General features: G+C 62.4%; 15 protein-coding genes and 1 tRNA gene. 1 reads left to right on the forward strand and 15 read right to left on the reverse strand.

What is annotated here, in order from left to right:
• Window positions 1–12 precede the first annotated feature (12 nt).
• The 5 genes from AC05QJ_RS05380 to tssF are packed head-to-tail and all read right to left on the reverse strand — an operon-like array spanning window position 13 to window position 8,139.
• Entirely contained in the window at window positions 13–1,191 is a 1,179-nt protein-coding gene (locus tag AC05QJ_RS05380; RefSeq protein WP_476745943.1) for a type VI immunity family protein, read from the reverse strand.
• Between the two features lie 41 nt (window positions 1,192–1,232).
• Window positions 1,233–2,411 carry a type VI immunity family protein gene (locus AC05QJ_RS05385; RefSeq protein WP_476745944.1) on the reverse strand — a complete coding sequence of 393 codons (1,179 nt, stop codon included), beginning with the start codon at window positions 2,409–2,411 and terminating at the stop codon, window positions 1,233–1,235.
• Window positions 2,408–3,733 carry a hypothetical protein gene (locus tag AC05QJ_RS05390; protein ID WP_476745945.1) on the reverse strand — a complete coding sequence of 442 codons (1,326 nt, stop codon included), beginning with the start codon at window positions 3,731–3,733 and terminating at the stop codon, window positions 2,408–2,410. Before AC05QJ_RS05390 ends, AC05QJ_RS05385 begins: the two co-directional genes overlap by 4 nt.
• A 3-nt stretch (window positions 3,734–3,736) precedes the next feature.
• On the reverse strand, window positions 3,737–6,328 hold the full coding sequence (locus AC05QJ_RS05395; RefSeq protein WP_476745946.1) for a type VI secretion system Vgr family protein: 2,592 nt from the start codon (window positions 6,326–6,328) through the stop codon (window positions 3,737–3,739).
• Window positions 6,329–6,375: 47 nt separating this feature from the next.
• A complete protein-coding gene (gene tssF, locus AC05QJ_RS05400) occupies window positions 6,376–8,139 on the reverse strand; it encodes a type VI secretion system baseplate subunit TssF (RefSeq protein ID WP_476745947.1) in 1,764 nt (587 codons plus the stop codon).
• Between the two features lie 341 nt (window positions 8,140–8,480).
• On the opposite strand from tssF, the gene AC05QJ_RS05405 reads away from it, so the two are divergent.
• Window positions 8,481–9,191: an AraC family transcriptional regulator gene (locus AC05QJ_RS05405; RefSeq protein WP_476745948.1), complete on the forward strand. Its 711-nt coding sequence runs from the start codon at window positions 8,481–8,483 to the stop codon at window positions 9,189–9,191.
• On the opposite strand, the gene AC05QJ_RS05410 is transcribed toward AC05QJ_RS05405, so the two are convergent.
• From AC05QJ_RS05410 to ispE, 10 genes are all read right to left on the reverse strand, one after another.
• Window positions 9,144–10,043, reverse strand: a complete 900-nt coding sequence (locus tag AC05QJ_RS05410) for a sterol desaturase family protein (RefSeq protein WP_476745949.1) — start codon at window positions 10,041–10,043, stop codon at window positions 9,144–9,146. The genes AC05QJ_RS05405 and AC05QJ_RS05410 overlap by 48 nt on opposite strands.
• A gap of 73 nt (window positions 10,044–10,116) precedes the next feature.
• Window positions 10,117–11,034, reverse strand: a complete 918-nt coding sequence (locus AC05QJ_RS05415) for a LysR family transcriptional regulator (RefSeq protein ID WP_476745950.1) — start codon at window positions 11,032–11,034, stop codon at window positions 10,117–10,119.
• A gap of 85 nt (window positions 11,035–11,119) precedes the next feature.
• Window positions 11,120–12,472, reverse strand: a complete 1,353-nt coding sequence (locus AC05QJ_RS05420; RefSeq protein WP_476745951.1) for an FAD-dependent oxidoreductase — start codon at window positions 12,470–12,472, stop codon at window positions 11,120–11,122.
• A gap of 22 nt (window positions 12,473–12,494) precedes the next feature.
• On the reverse strand, window positions 12,495–13,541 hold the full coding sequence (locus AC05QJ_RS05425; RefSeq protein WP_476745952.1) for a Rieske 2Fe-2S domain-containing protein: 1,047 nt from the start codon (window positions 13,539–13,541) through the stop codon (window positions 12,495–12,497).
• Between the two features lie 205 nt (window positions 13,542–13,746).
• Complete coding sequence (gene ychF, locus AC05QJ_RS05430; RefSeq protein ID WP_476745953.1) at window positions 13,747–14,847, reverse strand: redox-regulated ATPase YchF; 1,101 nt, start codon at window positions 14,845–14,847, stop codon at window positions 13,747–13,749.
• A gap of 21 nt (window positions 14,848–14,868) precedes the next feature.
• Window positions 14,869–15,453, reverse strand: coding sequence for an aminoacyl-tRNA hydrolase (gene pth / locus AC05QJ_RS05435; protein WP_476745954.1), 585 nt, complete (start codon window positions 15,451–15,453; stop codon window positions 14,869–14,871).
• 76 nt (window positions 15,454–15,529) lie between these two features.
• Window positions 15,530–16,123, reverse strand: a complete 594-nt coding sequence (locus AC05QJ_RS05440; RefSeq protein WP_476745955.1) for a 50S ribosomal protein L25/general stress protein Ctc — start codon at window positions 16,121–16,123, stop codon at window positions 15,530–15,532.
• 139 nt (window positions 16,124–16,262) lie between these two features.
• Window positions 16,263–17,204 (reverse strand): ribose-phosphate pyrophosphokinase, encoded by a 942-nt coding sequence (locus tag AC05QJ_RS05445; protein WP_009405962.1) that lies wholly within the window; start codon window positions 17,202–17,204, stop codon window positions 16,263–16,265.
• Between the two features lie 48 nt (window positions 17,205–17,252).
• Window positions 17,253–17,327, reverse strand: a tRNA-Gln gene (locus AC05QJ_RS05450).
• Window positions 17,328–17,334: 7 nt separating this feature from the next.
• Window positions 17,335–18,207: a 4-(cytidine 5'-diphospho)-2-C-methyl-D-erythritol kinase gene (ispE, locus tag AC05QJ_RS05455; RefSeq protein WP_476745956.1), complete on the reverse strand. Its 873-nt coding sequence runs from the start codon at window positions 18,205–18,207 to the stop codon at window positions 17,335–17,337.
• Between the last annotated feature and the right edge of the window lies 1 nt (window position 18,208).

Raw genomic sequence — 18,208 nt, forward strand, 5'->3', positions numbered from 1 at the left:
AATAAATTCGGCTCAAAAGAACTTGACCATGCGCCACGTCACCCGCTGGCCGTTTACTTCGGGCAGGATCACGTTGTGCTGGAATGTCTGTCGTCCCGGAGAAGAGTCTTCTTCGCATATCCAGATGCCGGGCCATGGACACGGCATTCCAGACACGACACGCAAGTAGTGACGCTCTTTGGTCGTGACTTTGCCGGCCTCGTCGATGGCCTTGCGGATTTCCTCTGGCGTATCGAAACGGCGCAGCCAGAGGTTGCTGGTGAGCGGGTTGAAGCGCACTTCGCCGCCGATGGAGCCGTAGTGCAGGGAGCCGATGTCCCGTACCCGGAGGTTGCGGATGGCGTTATTGACCTTGACGTACAGTTCCGGCTGCGGATCCACCTGGGCCTTGCCCAGTGCCGGCCAGTCACCGGCGCGGATCACCGTCCCCCACTCGTAGGGGATCTGCACGATACGGGGATCGCCCAGTTTGGCCTGGAGTTCTTCAGGCGTGCCCAGCGTGGCGATCCAGTGGTGGGCGAGGAAGGTGTACCAGTTGAGATTGACGTAGCCATCACGCCATCTTTTGTTTCCTGTCGGTGGGCATAGATCCACTCCCCTGTAGGACCAGGCTGTTTCGTATCCGATGCTCTGATAGTCCTCCCAGTTATGACAGTCCTGCATTCCCAATCCGGCGGCACCGTGAAGGGGGCGAAGTAAAGTGCAGCACTTCAACAGAAAAGATTCGAATCTGGACTTTCCTTCCCCGCGAAGTTCTTCAATCGGTAAATAAATTCGGACTGTACTGATTCTTTCATGGATTTTTTCATACCATCCCTCGGGGGAGTAGACTTCAAAGCTATAGTCGCTGGGGTGTTCGAAGCTGAGTCTTGATAGATACTTGAGTTCGATAACGTCCATTGGGTCGCTATTCATGATGTAGCTTTTGTAATCCTCGAACCTCATCTTTGACAAGGGCCGTATAGTCGTCCCCTTGTCTTCGCGATATCCTCCATTTATGTTGTCTCCATAAAGGTCGTGATAAAGCGAAAATGCTTCAGCGATTCCTTTTCGGCGAATAGGAAGGTAGGCGTCGACCAAACTGAAGATGGCGACGATCCCTACCTGTTGAACGGGCAGGTCGTGGTCGTCCTCATCAACATAGGTAAAGTGCCAGCGTTCAGCATCGAACTCGGTAAAAAAGTCGGTCATGGTTTTGTTCCTGTGTTTCGTCCGTGATTCATGAATTCGGCTCAAAAGAACTTGACCATGCGCCACGTCACCCGCTGGCCGTTTACTTCGGGCAGGATCACGTTGTGCTGGAATGTCTGTCGTCCCGGAGAAGAGTCTTCTTCGCATATCCAGATGCCGGGCCATGGACACGGCATTCCAGACACGACACGCAGGTAGTGATGCTCTTTGGTCGTGACCTTGCCGGCCTCGTCGATGGCCTTGCGGATTTCCTCTGGCGTATCGAAACGGCGCAGCCAGAGGTTGCTGGTGAGCGGGTTGAAGCGCACTTCGCCGCCGATGGAGCCGTAGTGCAGGGAGCCCATGTCCCGTACCCGGAGGTTGCGGATGGCGTTATTGACCTTGACGTACAGTTCCGGCTGCGGATCCACCTGGGCCTTGCCCAGTGCCGGCCAGTCACCGGCGCGGATCACCGTCCCCCACTCGTAGGGGATCTGCACGATACGGGGATCGCCCAGTTTGGCCTGGAGTTCTTCAGGCGTGCCCAGCGTGGCGATCCAGTGGTGGGCGAGGAAGGTGTACCAGTTGAGATTGGAGTAGCCCGCTCGCCAATTTTTTTCGGCTGTTGGCGGACACACATCCACTCCCCTGTACGCCCAGGCGGTCTCATAGCCCAGGTGCTGGTAGTCTTCCCAACTGTGGCAATCCTGTATTCCCAGTCCGGCTGCTCCATGAATTGGCCGAAGCAAGGTGCAGCACTTCAGTAGAAAACTTTCAAATCGTTTTTTTCCATCATCCAAAAGTGCTTCTATGGGTAAATAGATTCGTACAGTGGTGAACCTTTTGTGGATTTTCTCAAACCAACCTTCGGGGGAAAAAACACTGAATGCATAATCGCTTGTATGCTCAAAGCTAAGTCTAGACATGCATTTTAATTCAACTGCATCCATGGGGTCGGTGTTGATTATATAGTCGTGGTATTCATCAATTCCCATTTTGGAAAGAGGGCGAACGACCATTGGCTTGTCTCCTCGATAGCCCCCTTTGAGTTTGCCGTGATATAGTTCGTTGTATAAGGAAAAAGCCTCTGCGATGCCCTTTCGGCGTAAAGGGTGATAGGCGTCGAGCAACTGAAATGTCGCGACTATTCCAACTTGTTGAACGGGCAGATCATGATCGTTCTCATCGACATAAGTGAAATGCCAGCGTTCTGCGTCGAATTCGGTGAAAAAATCAGTCATTGGTCGATTTCCGGAGCATCTGGCCAGAACAGATAAAGCTGTTCCGTGCGGGGTTTATGAAGTTGAGTGAATTCCCAGTCCTTGTAGGCCTGCCAGTGACGCAGGTGCTCGGGTGTGAGAACGGGAGAGGAGGTGCCCCCTTCGGCTTCGGCAAAGGCAAGAGGGGCGCTTGCGGCGCTGGTGCCAACGCCCAGGCGTGCCCAGTCGAGGAGCCGCGCATAACGAACGACCTTTGGGCCTGCCCGGGCTGTAAGGACCGGCGCCGTGGTTGTTCCAGTGCCAGCAGTAGCCGTTAATCGAGACACAAAGGCCGGGCCGGCCAGCGCGAGGAAAGGCGCTATCAACGGCAGTTCCATCTGCATGCGTGCCCGGGCCGCCTGTGCGTTGGCTTCCCGCATATCGGGGCTGGCGCTCATGATGTGAGTGCCGGGTGGTGGGAGCAGGACTTCGAGTTGCCGTCGGGCGGCCAGGTGTTCGGCATCGATCAGGCCGACGATCAGCCCATGAGGGTCGGCTGAGGCGCGCAGGGGCCGGGACAGGACTTGCGATACGGGTTTGTAGACCGGTTCATGCTGGGCGGCGGTCATCCATTCCCGTCGTTGGCGCCGGTCCGCTTTGTCGCATCGGTCGGTGCGTAGCAATCTAAATCTCTCAGTCCTACCTGCGATCTCTACATAAGCCATTCTCTGTTGCTCATTAAGTACGTCCTTCTCGAACTTCATCTCAATCACGCTAGCCAGATTGGACTGGCTGTACTGCCCTTCACCGCCAGAGGTGTGATCGATGACCCGCACCACATCAGGAATACGCAGTAGTACCTGTTTCTTTTTCCCCGTCCCCAGCCGAATGCCGTTCTCAACTCCTGCAGGCAACGGCAGCTCGATCATCTGTTCCAGTTCCTTCAACCCCAGGATGTCCTGCACCACTTCCACGCTGCTGTATTCCGGCAGATAAGTGCTGCTGATGCGCTTGTACTGGGACAGCGGAAAGGAACTTGGCCGGTGCGGCTGTTTGCGGCTCATGATCGGGGCCGGTGGAGTTTTGGTCATGTCGTAGCCGACTTCGGCGCAGTAGGGCCAGCGGTACTCGAACATCTCGTTGTCGGCGCGCACCAGCAGGGCCACGGTGCGCTGGTACATGGGCGCTTCGTCGCCGGTACGCCGGTACGGGTTGGCCTTGGCATAACGGGCTTTTTCGCAGAGGTACCAGAGGTCGAGGGGGTTGGTCACCGGCAGCACCTGCCCTGAAACATCAGCTTTGGTGCTGCCGCGGGCGACGCCCGAATCGTTCTTTTTTCCGACCTTGCGGGTATTGGCGGTCATGGTTCAGTCCCTCTCCTGGGTGGGGTCGCGAAGAAAGTCCAGCGAGTGCTCGCCGTCGCCGCTCCAGTAGCTGGCCTCGAGTTGCAGCAGGTCATCCGGGTCGGGTATTGGCGTGACTTCCAGGGCTTCCGGGCGGTCGCTGGTGACGACTTCGGTCTGGCCGTTCTCGTCGGTACGGCCGCGCAGGATGTCGCCGCTGGCGCGGACGATCTCGTAGGCATGGTTTGGCAGGGGCTTCTGGGTGTTTGGATCCTGCAGGACGAAATACTCCTTGAAGTCGCCAGGCAATCCGGGGAACCGGCCCAGGTCAGGGGTCATGGTGGCCGGCCCGACCAGGTTGTGGTCCGTGGCCTTGACGGTGAAGGTGCCGGGCATGCCCATTTCGATGTTGCCGCCGGCCATGCGGATGTAGGCGCCGCCGCACAGCAGGGTGAGGTGTTCTTCGGCGGACAGCGTGACGTGGTGCCGGTTGGCGCTGATCTCCACGCTGCGGTCCGCCTCGATGCGGATATCGTTGTGCTGGGCCTGCAGCAGGAGCTGGCCGGTGTGGGCGATATGGCGCATGTCACCGCGCTGGGTGAAGGTGCCCAGGCCGTAGCCGGCATTGATCACCACGCGGTCGCCCGCCGTCAGTTGCACGTTGACCTGGGCCGCGCCATCGAGGTGTTCGCCTGCAGCCAGGGCGATGGAGCGGGGTGTGCCGGCAGCGATGCCGGCCGGGGCGGAAAAGGCCATGACCGGTTCCGCGCCGTTGCCACCGGGCTGGTCGTTGGCGCCCTGGCCCAGCTTGCGTACCGCGTCGGTCAATTGCTCGCGCGGCTGTGCGTTATGGAGCATGCCCTGGTGCTGGTTGGCGTGCTGGCCCAGGCTACGGGCCAGATCTAGCGCTGCCTCGAGGGTGGCGACGATCTCGTCGCGGTCGAGCTGGCCGCCTTCGGCCCCGGTCCGTGCCTCGGTGCTCAGCAGCAGGCCTTGTGCAGCTCGCAGCGCGCCTTGCAGATCAGTGCGCAGTTCGAAGCCTTCGCCACGCGGCTTGCCGCCGTCCGGACGGGGATGGGTGAGGTAGCCCAGGTGCAGGTGGCTGGCACCGTGGTCGTTCATCAGGGCTGCGCTGATTTGCTGGTTGCTGTCGTCCAGGCGCAATTCGCTGGCGCGGGAACCTTTGTGCTCCTTGCTCTTGAGGGTGAAGAGCGCCTGGTGGTCGGGCAGCTTGTACGGCGAGGGGTTGGTGACCCGGTAGAGCCGGTTGGTGATCACCGGCTGGTCGCAGTCTCCGTCGAGGAAGTCGACGATGACTTCCTGGCCGATCCGGGGCAGGGCGACCTGCCCCCAGCGGGTGCCGGCCCAGGCGTGAGCCGGGCGAATCCAGCAGGAACTGTCGGCTTCGTTGCGGCTGTGGCGGTCCCACGGGAACTGCACGCGCACGCGACCGTGCTCGTCGACGTGAAACTCCTCGCCCGGAGGACCGACCACGGTGGCGATCTGCGGCCCCGGGATGATCGGGCGCGGGAGCGGGGCAGGGCGCCACTCGACGCGGTCGGGAATGATGTCGGCGACATAGCTGTAGTGGGTGCCCCGCGGGGCGTCGGTGCTTTCCTCGAGCTGGCGGGTGGACTGGCGGCCGACGTGCCGGATGTGCACGGGGCGCCAGCCGTGGTTCCACTGTTGGCGCGGATGGCCGACGAGGTCGAAGGCCACGCCGGGGACCAGCCTCGGGTCGTCGCCTTCGACCACGGCCACCTGCGTGTCGCGGCGCAGGCCGCGCAGGCGGTCACGGGTGAAAGGAACGCCGGCACTCTCCTGCTTGTAGCGGCCGGGGTAGTCGAAGCGCTCGTACTGCGACGTCTGGTAGCCGTTGTCCTCGGCCTGGGCGCTGTACTCTTGCTGGGAGCGCGGGTGCTTGAAGCTGTAGTCGCGCTGGGCCTGCTGGCCGGTGCGCACATGTTCGCCGTAGGTGAAGCGGCGCAGGCAGGGGCGTGCCGTATCGCCACCCGGCGTCGGGTTGTACTGCACCGGTCCGCCGTCGATGGCGCCGTGGATGTAGAGGTGGTCGCCCAGCACCAGTCGGCTGCCTTCGGCGTCGTGGACGAAACGGTGAAAAATGCCTTCTTCGGCTGCCAGGCGCTGCAGAAAACCGAGGTGTGTTTCTCCCGCCTGGACGCAGTATTCCCGGGGCAGGTGTGCTTCGGTCAGGAGTTGGTCATCGTAGGCAATGCCGTGCTCCTTCAGCAGTATCCTGAGGATCTGCGCAGCGCTGTGCGTCTGGAAGATGCGCCAGTCCGACGACAGTGCCAGGCGCGCGAGCGGCGGCTCGACCACTGCCCGGTATCGGGTCCGGCGAAACACGGTTTCACCCTGGAAGAACGAGCTGATGCGGCCGTTGAGGTAGCGCACCGGTCGCTCGTCCTGCCAGATGACAAAGCGGGCGCCGCGGTCGACGATCCGGGCAAAGTCGATGTCCGCCTCAGGGCTGGAAAGCTCGATGTCCAGGCGAAACGTTTCGGACAACGCCTCGGTGAGGGAAAACTCGACGACCTCGAAGTCGTCTGCGTCGGTCACCGAGAAGGTGAAGCGCGTGTTGGCCTGGTGGCTCATCGATACGTCCTTTGTCTGCTTGGGTTCATGCGAAGGCGAGGGTCCTCTCACATCAATGGCTGCGTGCCCGGGCGCAGGGGCCATTGGTAGGGCGCCTCGCCCGGGCCCGTGCCGATGGACAGGGTGTGAAAGGAATGGGTGGTGCAGAACACCGACAGGGCATGGCTGAGCACGCTGAACAGCAGGTGCATCTCGCCTTCGCTCGTGTAGCCCTCCGGGTTCAGTTCCAGGTGGGTCTGGATTCCGCGCACCGGCAACGCCTTGAACATCCGGTCTACCGGCTGGGTGCTGATCGAGCGGATGGCGCCCAGCTTGCGGCGCGTCGCGCGGGCCTGCTGGATATCGCGCAGGCCGGGCAGGTCGTAGGCACTCAGGAAGCTGGCGAGCGCTTCGACGTTGCCGAGGGTCAGGTAGCTGGGGGACAGGTTGGATATCCAGTGCCACTGATGGTCTCCGCCGAACTCCGGCGGCCAGGCCTTCGTGGGCACGGTGAGGTTGGTGAACTCCGCGAGGTCGGTGGTGGTGTCGGTCTGGCAGGTGATATCGCCGGGTGCCAGACAGGCCGGCAACTGGCCGTCGGTGCAGGTCAGGCTGGCTCGGGCAATCTCGTCGCTGGCGACGTAGGGGCTGCCGTCGCCTCGCAGCAACGAGAGGCGGTGGGCCATCCCGTCGTGCAGCAGGTGGGCGCTGACCTCGTGCAGGTAGAAGCCTTCGTCGCGCTCGAGCAGTGGGTGGCGCACCGATGAATACGGTCGGAAATCCGGGACCGGCGATGCGCCCTCGGCCGTGGTGGCTCGACGTGCGCAGGAGACGCCGTCGACGCTGAAGATCTCCCGTGCGCCGGCATCGCTCGCCCCGGCGGGCTCCAGGGGGTGGCCGAGCCTGGGTTCTTCCAGGCTGATGGCCGAACTCTTGCCCGGGAACAGGTTGATGGCCGGGGTGCAGAACAGGGCCAGGTCGCGGGTGGTCACGCGGCTGCCGTCGGGCATCGGGCGGTGGAAGCGAAACTCGAGGATGGCGCGTTGGCAGGGTGTGGTTGGCCACAGGCGGCGCAGGCCAGTGAGGCGGAAGAAGTGGAAACGGCCGGGGTAGCAGAAGTATTCCTGCAGGATCCGGTAGCCATCGGGTTTGCCGGGCGGCTGTGGCAGCAGGGCTTCGTGGGGCGCGAAGCCGGAAAACTCGACATTGTGTGCTGGCAGCATGTGGCGCCGGTCATCGCACTCCAGGCGGACGTCCTGCAGATGCCTGCCCAGCCAGCCGTAAAGCATCGAAGCGGTGTCTTCGCTGCCGCTCAGGTGGAATTCCAGGTCGTCGCAGCCCAGCGTATGCAGGGACGTGCCGGGGAACGCCTGAAGGGTTACGCGCAGCAGGCTGCCGTCGGGGCCGTGGCTGTCCCGGACGGACTCGAGGGTCAGTGGCAGCAGTGTCACGTCGGTGCAGGTGCGAAACTGGCAGCGCACGCCCTGCACCCGACGCGACTGCACTACCGTTGCCCGGGACACGCGGTGAGGCGCGGTGAGGGCACCTTCCGTCGGTGTGAAGCGCATGATGGTCATGCTGGGGCTGGGTTGCAGGCAGGCCGGGTCCAGGGCCTGCAGCAGCGGCTGGGTGATTTCCGGGAAGTCGTCGTCGATCTTCAGGCGCAGCCTGGCGTTGAGAAAAGCGAAGCCTTCGAGCAGGTGCTGGACGCCGGGGTCTTTTGCCGAACCCCCCAGAAAGGGTTCCAGGGCCGGATTGCGACGAGAAAAGACCCGCCCCAACCGACGCAGGTAGTCCAGTTCCTCGACGAATTTTTCCTTGAGTGATGCCATGCCTCCTCCCTGTGCGGGAGATCCGCCTTGGCCGCAGGTGCGCGGTGTGAGCGACGGCGGGTGCGTCAGTGGAGTCAGCGGATGTCCCGAGGCCGGATTCTCCGGGGGAGCGCTTCCCGGATAAATAAGACAATTCCGAGAGACCTTGGCGAAAATTCGGTACTTGCAGACGCGAGGGCGTGAGGGTTGTAGCTGGAACGGTACTGCCGAGAAATTAGCTGGGGTGGACGCAGGAATCAGATGAGTCCTACGCCTTGGTGGTGCGCGCCCGCAGGGTTGCCGGTGAGCCACTGCAAGGTGTTACTGTCTGGCTCTTTCGCAAGACACCAGCGGAGCCTTTCGTGCAACAACCGTCGTCCCGAACGGCCTGGCAGGGTCAGCTCTGGCTCGCCAGCGATTTCTGTCTGGTCGCCGGCAGTGCCGGGCACACCGACGAGCACGCCCATTATCCTCATCAGGTGCTGATCGCTTGCGGGGACGAGGTAGCGGTCACGGTCGATGGCCACCCCAGGTGCGCTCCGGTGGTGCTGATCGAGTCGAACCAGCCGCATGTCATCCTGACCGCACAGCCGCTGATCAGTCTGTTCGCCGAGCCACTGGCCTTCGAGTCGGCAGACCTGCTGCGCCTCTGCACGCAGCAAGGCCCGGATATCGACGGGCTGATCCGGCAGTTGCACGATCTGCCCCGCCGCGCCTTGCCGGCACGCCTGGCGAACGCTGTGCAACGCATCCGCCAGCTCGATGCCGACACGCTTCCCGCCTCGGTCGTGGCCAGCGAAGCGGCCCTTTCCCTCAGCCAGCTGGAGCGACTGTTCAGCGGTCAACTGGGCGTGTCGGTGCGTCGGCTGGTGCTCTGGCAGCGCCTGCGCTTTGCTCTGCAACTGGCCCTGTCCGGCAGCAACCTGACCATGGCGGCGGCCACCGCCGGCTTCGCCGATTCGGCCCATCTGTCCCGTTCGATCCGTCGCCACTTCGGCGTCCGCGCCGACCACACCCTGCGTCACCTAGCCCTTCATGTGATCGGCCAGGGCGTCGCGCAGGCCGGCCGGTAGCGGCGCGGGCGGATGAGTGGCCGCCTCGCCCGCGAAGGGCTGGCTCAACTGATCCCAATAGTCCACCGGATAATCCGGGCTGTCGCCGATACCCAGATCATCCTCCGCCAATCGGTAGTCCGGCAGATGCAGCGCCGTGCCCAGCAAACGGTCCCACGGGCTGAAGAACAGGGCGAAGTTCACGTCGCCGTTGCGACCGTATTTCAGGTGATGCAGGCGGTGTACCGGTGCCCAGGCGAATACATGACGCAGCGGGCCGATCTGCATATCGACGTTGCTGTGCTGCAGCAGCAACTGAATGGAAATGCTGAACGCCAGCAGCGCCGTCACTTCCTGGGACAGGCCGCACAACAGCAGCGGCAAGGTCCCGCCGAGCGCTTCCAGCAACTGGTGCAACGGGTGTTTCATCAGGCCATTGAACCCATACAGGCGGGTGACGCTGTGGTGCACCGCGTGCAGCCGCCACAACAGGGCCGAACGATGGCTGGCGTAGTGCACCAGGGTGATGCCGAGGTCGGCGATGGGCAGCGCCAGCAGCAGTTGTAACGCGATCGGCCAGTGCCGGGGCCAGAGGCCGACGTCCGGCAGCAACAGGGCAATGAAGGGAATCGCCGCGACACTGAGGATGTTCAGACTTTCATTGACACTGGCGTGCAGTACGTCCCGCGCGCTGTCGTTGCGGCTCTGGTTCCAGCCGGGGCGGTATGGCCACAGACGTTCGCAGGTCGTGCTGACGACGATCGCCGCGACCAGCAGCAACAGCAGCCAGCCGGGGCTTGCGCCACGGCTGACGACGAGCGTTGCGGCACCGATGAAACCGAAGAAGAACAGTGGACCGTACAGGCTGCGCATGAGGCTGCTCCATGAAAAAGGAGCTGCGAGTCTCGGCCAGGCGTGGCCGTGGGCGCTTGAACAAACGGCGCATTCAAAGGCTGGGCGTAATCGCCCGCGCCGCTGCCAGCACCACGGCCCGCAACCACTTCGATGCCTGCGAACGGTGCTTGCGGGCATGCCATAGCTGGTAATAGCGCAGCGGCGGCGCCGGTACCGGGAAGGGCTCGATGCGCAGCGGCAGCAGGTCGCTGTAATGCTTGGCGAAGGAGCGGGTGGTGGTGAACACCAGATTGGACTTCACCAGCGCATAGGGCGCCAGGCAGAAGTAGGGCAGGGTGGTGGTGACGCGCCGCTCCAGGCCGCTGCCGGCCAGTTCGGCGCCGATGGTGCCCTGGCCGGAAGCGTTGTGGGTCATCACCGCCAGGTGATCTGCGGCGGTATAGGCTTCGCGGGTCAGGCCGCCGGGTGCGATCGGGTGCGCCTCGCGCATCAGGCAGACCAGGTCGTCGTCGCACAGGGGCTGCAGGTGCAGGTGATCGGCCGGTGTACGCCAGTTGCCGATCACCAGGTCCAGATAGCCCTCTTCCAGACCGCGCGAGTAACCGCCTTCGGCTTGCAGGTGGGTGAATTCCAGGGTGGCGAACGGGGCTTCGGCGTAGAAGTGCTCGATGATCGCCGGGACGAAGAACACACTCAGGTAATCCGGTGTACTGATGCGAAAGGTCTGGCGGGTGCTGGCGGGGTCGAAGCGGTCGATGGGGTTGAGGATCTGCTCGATGCCTTCCAGCGCCTGGGCGACCGGATCGATCAGCGACTGGCCATGGCTGGTCAGCAGCATGCGGCTGCCGCTGCGTACCAGCAGTTGATCGCCGGTCAGTTCGCGCAGCCGGCGCAAGGCGACACTGACGGCGGGCTGGGTTTGCCCGAGCAGGTCGGCGGTGCGCGACACGCTGCACTCGGTCAGCAGGGTGTAGAGCGTGCGCAGCAAATGGGCATCGCAGTTGGGCATGGCGGTTCTCGGAAAAAAGGCATCGCTATGTAGTTGAATATATAGCGATGCCCGAAAGCGCATCCATGCGCAGATGCTCCCTCTGTCAGCGCCAGTCCGGGAGCGCTTTCAGTAGCTCGGCTTTTTCCTGGGTCGCTGCGCCCATCAGCACGAAGCCCAGCATGCGGCTGTCTTCGTCGTGGCAGAGCGACCGCACCGCCGCGATGCCCTTGTCGCAACGCTCGCCCAGGGCGGTGGACCACAGGCCGTTGCCGTCCAGCGGCGAGGCGACCACCGTGGGCAGGACGCTGGTCTTGATGGTCACCGGCATCGCCGGATAAGCCACGGGCGTCGGCTCCCCGGCCAGCGTGCGGGCGAGGGCGCGGGCCTGGAGCATGATCGGCATCACGTAGGGCAACACCAGGTCATGTACCCGCGCACAATCTCCCAGGGCATAGACGTTCGGTGCGCTGGTACGCAGGCAGGCGTCAGTGACGATGCCGCCGGCCACCGCGATTCCCGCTGACCGCGCCAGATCGCCACGGGGCTCCAGGCCGATGGCGCAGAGCACATAGTCGACATCGAGCACGCTGGCGTCGGCCAGCTGTAGCCGGAACCCTGCGCCATTGCGCTGCACCGCCACCGGCGCATTGCCCAGTATCAGGCGCACGCCGATGGATTTCAGCGCATTGGCCATTTCCTCGCCGGCTTCGCAGGGCAGCAGGCGGCTCAGTGGCCAGGTGGCGCGGTCGATGATGTGCACCTCGTGCCCCGCATGGCGCAGGTCGTTGGCGAACTCGCAGCCGATCAGCCCCGCGCCGAGAATGGCGATGCGGCTGTTGTCGCCGATGCGCTGGCGAAAGCCGCGGTAGTCTTCCAGATCGTTGACCGTGGTGACTGCGTCCGCGCCGTCGCCCGCCAGCGTCGGACGCCGCGCATCGGCGCCGAGGGCCAGCACCAGCGAGCGGTAGCGTTGCGGTTGGCCGTCGAGCCAGATCAGTTGCGCCTCGGCGTCGATCCGTTCGACTTCGGTGCGGGGCCTGACCTGAGCGTTCAATTGCGCCGCCATCTGCTCGGCGCTGGAGGTGACCAGTTGATCCGGCTGGCGTCCGGTCTGGAACGCATTGGACAGCGCCGGCTTGGAGTAGAACTCGCCGCCGTCGCGGGTAACGATCAGGATTGGTGTCCCGGTATCGAGCTTGCGCAGCTCGCGAGCCAGGGTGTAACCGGCAAGGCCGGAGCCGAGGATGATCACCGGGTCCGCTTGCGCGACTTGGGCCGGAGCTGCGCTTGCCGCGACCCGGACCATCTCGAAATCGGCCTTGCCGACGCCGCATTCCGGGCAGTACCAGTCTTGCGGCACGTCCTCCCAGCGGGTGCCGGCGGCAATGCCGTCTTCCGGCCTGCCGGCCGCCTCGTCGTAGATGAAGCCGCACACCAGACATTCCCATGTGTACATGGTGAAAACTCCCGTCGATTGTTCAGCTGGTGAAGGCGCGGCCCAGACCCAGCGCACGGAGGGCGCGGCGGTAGGCGGTGGAGGAGCGGTCGGCGGGAATGTGGATCTCCAGCGACAGGTCCAGCGGCAGGTCTTCGGGTCGGCACAGCTCGACGATGTCGCGGTCTTCCTCGAACACCTGCTGGTTGAAGGCGTAGACGTCTTCCAGCGGCATCTCCTTGTCGAAGTTGCGGGTGATGGCGCAGAACATGCGGGTCTTGCGCGCCGAGATCGGGCTGGCGGCGTTGAGGATCACCAGGCGCTGTTCCGGGTCGGGGAAGTTGACCGTCAGGCGCGCTGTGAAGGGCGCAAACACATCGAAGGTGCGTGTCCACTGGAAGTCTTTCGGTGCGCGGTGCTGCAGCGACTTGGGGAAGTTGCTGACGTACTCGGCGTGAACCCCGTACGGCGTGACCTCGGCCTTGTAGGTTGGCACCACCGGGTTGTCCCGCTCGGCAAAGGCTTCGTGGTGGATCCAGGCGAAGTGGGCGACGTCGATGAAGCCTTCCACCTGGCGGCCGGCCGAGGCGGCGATATCGATCGACGGAGGCAGGATGCGCTGGAAGTCCTCGTCGTGCCACGACGGCATTTCGGCGAACGGTGCGCTGTCGCCGGCCATCAGCACCCAGATCAGCCCGTAGTCTTCGCGGGTCTTGTACATCTGGATGCGGTGGCGTTCGGTGAGGTTGGCGTTCGGTTCGGACGGAATGCGGGTGCAGCGGCCATCGGTGCCGAAGTGCAGGCCGTGGTAAGGGCAGATCAGGTTCTCGCCCTGGACCCAGCCCTTGCTCAGCGGCGCGCCACGGTGGCTGCAGATGTCACGGGCGGCGTTCACCTTGTCGCCGGTGCGGTAGAGCACCACGGGTTCGTCCAGCAGGGTGACGGCGTAGGGCTTGTCTTTCACATCCGCGGAAAACGCGACCGGATGCCAATGGTGGGTGAGGATCTCGCGGTCGTGATCGGTGAAGGTACTGGTTCGGGTGATCGGGTTCCAGGTCACGTTCTGGCAGGCCAGGGCGGCGGTGTTCATGGAGGTTCTCCTGTTATGGGCATGGCACCGGCCGGGGCGAGTCCGGATGCGGGTGCGGGGTCCATGCTAGAGAACCGGGGGAGGGGCGCCCATGTCGCGGGCGATATGTTGACTATGCGCGATGGGGTATGGGGCGATGGCCGCAGGCAAAGAAAAACCCCTTGAAGCCCTGGTCCTCAAGGGGTTTCGGTGATTCGTGATCGAATCAGACGTTGAAGCGGAAGTGCATCACGTCACCGTCCTTGACGATGTAGTCCTTGCCTTCCAGACGCCATTTGCCGGCTTCCTTTGCACCGCCCTCACCCTTGTACTGGATGAAGTCGTCATAGGCGACTACTTCGGCGCGGATGAAGCCTTTCTCGAAGTCGGTGTGGATCACACCGGCGGCTTGCGGGGCGGTAGCACCGACGCGGACGGTCCAGGCGCGGACTTCCTGTACACCGGCGGTGAAGTAGGTCTGCAGGTTGAGCAGGGCGTAACCGGCGCGGATCACGCGGTTCAGGCCAGGCTCTTCCAGGCCCAGGGCCTCGAGGAACATGTCCTTTTCTTCGCCTTCGTCCAGCTCGGCGATTTCCGCTTCGATCTTGTTGCACACCGGCACCACGACCGCGCCTTCTTCTTCAGCGATGGCGCGGACCACGTCCAGGTGCGGGTTGTTGTCGAAGCCATCTTCGGCGACGTTGGCGATGTACATCACCGGCTTGCTGGTCAGCAGGTGGAAGCCACGGATCACGGCTTTCTCGTCGTCGCCCATGTTCTTCATCAGGCTGCGCGCAGGCTTGCCTTCGGTGAAGTGAGGGATGAGCTTTTCCAGAATGGCTTTCTGGGCCAGGGCGTCCTTGTCACCACCCTTGGCGTTGCGTGCGACTTTCTGCAGTTGCTTCTCGCAGCTGTCGAGGTCGGCGAAGATCAGTTCCAGGTCGATGATCTCGATGTCGCGCTTGGGATCGACGCTGTTGGAGACGTGGATCACGTTCTCGTCTTCGAAGCAGCGCACCACGTGGGCGATGGCGTCGGTCTCGCGGATGTTGGCGAGGAACTTGTTGCCAAGGCCTTCACCCTTGGACGCGCCCGCCACCAGACCGGCGATGTCGACGAATTCCATGGTGGTCGGCAGGATGCGCTGCGGCTTGACGATGGCTGCCAGCGCATCCAGGCGTGCATCGGGCATTGGCACGATGCCGCTGTTCGGCTCGATGGTGCAGAAGGGGAAGTTCTCCGCCGCGATACCGGATTTGGTCAGCGCGTTGAACAGGGTGGACTTGCCGACGTTGGGCAGGCCGACGATGCCGCAATTGAATCCCATGGTGAATCCCTCTTCGTGAAGTCAGGCCTTCTGGCTGTGCAGCTCTCTCATCGCACGCGTCCAGTCGCCGGCGAGGATGTCCGGCAGCACGCCGAGGGCAAAATCGATGCTGGCGTCCAGTTTGTCCTGTTCGGCGCGCGGCGCCTTGCCCAGAACGAAGTTGGACACCAGCTTGGCATCACCCGGGTGGCCGATGCCAAGCCGCAGACGGTGAAAGTCATTCTTGTTGCCGAGCTGCGCGATGATGTCGCGCAGGCCGTTGTGGCCGCCATGGCCGCCGCCTTTCTTGAGTTTGGCGACGCCCGGAGGCAGGTCGAGTTCGTCGTGGGCCACCAGGATTGCATCTGGCTCGATACGGAAGAAATTGGCCAGAGCAGCAACGGCCTGGCCGCTGCGGTTCATGTAGGTGGTGGGGATCAACAGACGAACGTCTTTGCCCTGATGGCTGAATTTTGCCGTCAGGCCGAAATACTTGCGGTCAGCTGTCAGGGAGACGCGCTGGGCGCTGGCAATGCGTTCAACGAAAAGAGCCCCTGCGTTATGCCGGGTCTGTTCGTATTCGGGGCCCGGGTTTCCCAGGCCGACGATCAACTGGATGGCTGTCACGTCAGGGGCTCTTCCTTGGAGTTGGGGGTTGCGGTGTCAGCACCGCAACCCGGTCAACACCGGCGTACCGAGTGGATTACTCGGCAGCGCCTTCTGCTTCAGGTGCAACGCGCGGAGCGTGGACGTTGGCAACAGCCTTGTCATCACCGTGGGCCAGAGCGACGAACTCTACGCCTTTCGGAGCTTTCAGGTCCGACAGGTGGATGATGGTGCCGATTTCGGCGTTGGCCAGGTCGACTTCGATGAACTCAGGCAGGTCCTTGGCTTCGCAGGAAACTTCGATCTCGTTGAGGGTGTGGGAGATCTCGCCGCCTTTCTTGACCGGAGCTTCTTCGTTGACGAAGTGAACCGGAACAACAGCGGTCAGTTTCTGGCCAGCTACGACGCGAACGAAGTCAGCGTGCAGGATGATGCCTTTCGACGGGTGACGTTGCATCGCTTTGACAACGACGTTCTGCTTGGCGCCGTCAACGTTCAGTTCGATAACGTGGCTGAAGGCAGCTTCGTTTTCGAACAGTTTGGCGATTTCCTTGGCCAGGATGGTTACGGATTCAGCGGCTTTGTCGCCACCGTAAACAACGGCAGGGATGCTCAGAGCGTGACGCAGGCGGCGGCTCGCACCTTTCCCCAGGTCAGTACGCGCTTGGGCGTTCAGGATGAAATCAGTCATTTTGTATCTCCAAAATTAGCCGGTTCCGAATGGCGTTTGCGACCAACGCCAAAGCGGAAAGGGCAAAAAAGCCCCGCCCCAACAACCAGTGCTGGGGCGGGGCGCTTTACGTCAACTCGGTGTTCGCGAGGGCAAGCCCTCAGCGGAACATCGCGCTGATCGATTCTTCGTTGCTGATGCGGCGGACCGCTTCGGCGACGACCGGTGCGATATCCAGTTGACGGATACGATCACAGGCTTGTGCAGCGGCAGACAGCGGGATGGTGTTGGTCACCACCAGCTCGTCGAGCACGGAATTCTCGATGTTCTCGATCGCGCGACCGGAGAGGACAGGGTGCGTGCAGTAGGCGTAAACCTTGGCAGCGCCGTGTTCTTTCAGGGCCTTGGCCGCGTGGCACAGGGTGCCGGCGGTATCGACCATGTCGTCGACGAGAATACAGGTACGTCCTTCGACATCACCGATGATGTGCATCACTTCGGAGTGATTGGCCTTCTCGCGGCGTTTGTCGATGATACCCAGATCGACACCCAGGGACTTGGCGACGGCACGTGCACGCACGACACCACCGATGTCCGGGGAAACGATCATGAGGTTTTCGAAACGCTGGTCTTCGATGTCATCCACCAGAACGGGGGAGCCGTAGATGTTATCTACCGGAATATCGAAGAAACCCTGGATCTGGTCAGCGTGCAGGTCGACGGTGAGAACACGGTCGATACCTACGACGGTGAGCATGTCAGCGACGACTTTGGCGCTGATTGCAACACGCGCCGAACGCGGACGGCGGTCCTGGCGGGCATATCCGAAGTAAGGAATCACGGCGGTGATTCGGGACGCTGAGGAGCGGCGGAAGGCATCGGCCATCACTACCAGTTCCATCAGGTTATCGTTGGTTGGCGCGCAAGTCGGCTGAATGATAAAGACGTCCTTACCGCGGACGTTTTCATTAATCTCAGTGCTGATTTCGCCGTCGGAGAACTTGCCGACAGAAACATCACCCAGTGGGATATGCAGCTGACGTACGACACGCCGAGCCAGATCGGGGTTGGCGTTCCCCGTAAAGACCATCATCTTGGACACGCGCAGTACCTGAAGGCTGAGGGTATACCTGGATGAGTATAAGGAAAATGGCAGGGGCGGCTGGATTCGAACCAACGCATGGCAGGATCAAAACCTGCTGCCTTACCGCTTGGCGACGCCCCTGTATCTGTTACTGCGAGTACCTGGTACTCGATTCCTGAAGCAGATTTCGTAACTCGCGATGCAACATCGAAACGTTGCTTCCCTTTGCTACGAACCCTGTCTGGGTCTCTGCAAGAAGGGCCAAAACTTTATCAGCTTCAGCTTTGTCTGGGAAGGCCCCAAACACACAACTTCCAGTGCCGGTGAGTCTTGCATCAGTGAATTTGTTTAGCAAATTCAGTGAGTTACGTACTTCTGGGTAACTCTGCTCAACTACCGCTTGGCAGTCATTTCGACTGTTTCCCTTGGGAACGGGGCGCACTTTAATGGGCTTTGAATCACGTGTCAACAAAGGGTGCGAAAAAATTTCCGCTGTACTTACAGACACTTGTGGGACCAGAACCACGTACCAAGGCTCTTCCGGATCTACGGGCGTGAGTTTCTCGCCCACACCTTCGGCGAAGGCCGCATGGCCGCGGACGAACACCGGGACATCGGCGCCCAGGCCCAGACCCAGTTCCGCCAGTTGGTCTTCACTGCAGCCGGTTTTCCACAGGTGATCCAGGCCCAGCAGGGTGGTCGCGGCATCCGAGCTGCCGCCGCCGATGCCACCGCCCATGGGCAGCACCTTGGTCAGCCAGATGTCGGCGCCCAGGGGGCAGCCGGTCAGTTGCTGCAGTTTGCGGGCGGCGCGGACGATCAGGTTGCTTTCGTGGGGGACGTTGTCGATCTCGGTGTGCAGGCGGATTTCACCGTCCTGGCGAACGGCGAAGCTCAGTTCGTCGCCGTGATCGAGGAACTGGAACAGGGTCTGCAACTCGTGATAACCGTCCGGGCGGCGACCCAGAATGTGCAGCATCAGGTTGAGCTTGGCCGGGGCGGGCAGGGTCAGTCGGTTCATG

The sequence above is a fragment of the Pseudomonas sp. TUM25319 genome, assembly GCF_056388475.1.